This is a genomic window from Methylobacterium sp. UNC300MFChir4.1, assembly GCF_900110155.1.
Taxonomy (GTDB): Bacteria; Pseudomonadota; Alphaproteobacteria; order Rhizobiales; family Beijerinckiaceae; genus Methylobacterium.
In genome coordinates this window covers 1-1,198 of sequence record NZ_FOCS01000077.1, presented here as the reverse complement: position 1 = coordinate 1,198, position 1,198 = coordinate 1, and the positions used below count along the sequence as shown (strand labels likewise).

Annotated in this window: 2 protein-coding genes and 1 pseudogene; 1 reads left to right on the top strand and 2 read right to left on the bottom strand. The window is 61.2% G+C overall.

Going from position 1 to position 1,198, the window contains the following annotated elements:
* Nucleotides 1-91 precede the first annotated feature (91 nt).
* Entirely contained in the window at nt 92-598 is a 507-nt protein-coding gene (locus BMY19_RS30745) for a hypothetical protein (protein WP_139215762.1), read from the bottom strand.
* 211 nt (nt 599-809) lie between these two features.
* On the opposite strand from BMY19_RS30745, the gene BMY19_RS30355 reads away from it, so the two are divergent.
* On the top strand, nt 810-1,019 hold the full coding sequence (locus BMY19_RS30355; protein WP_100253899.1) for a hypothetical protein: 210 nt from the start codon (nt 810-812) through the stop codon (nt 1,017-1,019).
* 83 nt (nt 1,020-1,102) lie between these two features.
* Here the strand turns inward: BMY19_RS30355 and BMY19_RS31165 are convergent.
* Nucleotides 1,103-1,198: pseudogene (locus BMY19_RS31165) on the bottom strand (ATP-binding protein); the annotation flags it as partial.

Sequence of the window (1,198 nt, the reverse complement as noted above, 5' to 3'; positions counted from 1 at the left end):
TGCAACTATCTCGCAGCCGTCGCGCTAGTTTCCTCTGTCATCGCATGGACCTGAATGACTCCCCTACCTAGGACCTGAATGAGTCCCCTACCTAGTCATTTGCCCGCTGCGCCTCACAGGTGATGGACCCTGGATAGATGTAGAGGGCGAACCCTGTTGCCTCGACGTTGGCTAGGCGGTCTTTGTCGGCTGAACCAATCAGCGCACTAGCGAATGCACTGATTTGGGAGGCCTGCCAAGATGGTAGTAGGGCTGCAACTAGCCCTCGGCACGCCTGGTCAAACTTCACGCGTGCCGAAACATCCTTCAAATCTACGGGCATCCAACGGGTGATGATGATCGTGGCGGCTGTCTGCGAACCATACGCATGAGCTGTGAGCGAAAGCCCGCGTTCTAGTTTCCAGACACATGTGCCAGGCAAGTGCACCGGCTCACCGCAACTCCCTGCTCCCCAATCGATGTGCTCACCAATTCGGGTAGACGCAGCAGTGATGCGAGTGCCGGCTTCTACGGCCGGGAGATTAAGGTTCTGACTCAAAGCCGAGACCGGCGCTCCGGCGATGACGATGGCTAAAGCGGCAGCAAAATGACGAGTCATCGCCTCCTCCGAGTTGCCAGTCACCCTAAGGCGCTAGCCGGTCAGAGCGCGCTCGGTTGCATCTACCTATTTGGTACTGAAGCCGCGGCTGTACCGCTCCCTTCAAATAGCCATTCGCCTTTGTGTGCTGGTGTGTTGCAGATGCATGGCGGTGGCCAAACGCGTCGTATAGCGCTGCCGGCTGCCGGCAGCCCTCTGTGTCAGAGCATTCGTGTCAGCCAGCGCTGCCCCAGCCGACCTCCCGCCCGCCGTCGCCTCCTGGCGCGACCAGATCGAGCGCCTGTCCGAGATCGTCCCGCTTGCGGCCGTGGCCGACCTGCGCAACGCCCTTGAGATCGAGGCCCAGGCCAAGCGCCGGCTGGCGGACGAGTACGATGCCGCCCAGAAGCGGTGGCCGACCTTGGCCTGTCATACAAGGTGATCCACGAGGCCCGGTATCAAGCGACATCCGGAACTGACCCCTTCGCGTCATGAGGATCTGACCCCCATGCTAATTTCCCACGCCTAGACGGGTGTGGGTTGGGGGACCGCAGCCGCCTTTTGCAGGAGGCCGCTGCGACGCTTCTCACGAAGCCGGTAGCTGTCGCCGCGGATGGTGAC

Bases quoted from the DNA above. Each gene is read 5' to 3' on its own strand.
- BMY19_RS30745 (WP_139215762.1), bottom strand. From the start codon at position 598: ATGACTCGTCATTTTGCTGCCGCTTTAGCCATCGTCATCGCCGGAGCG.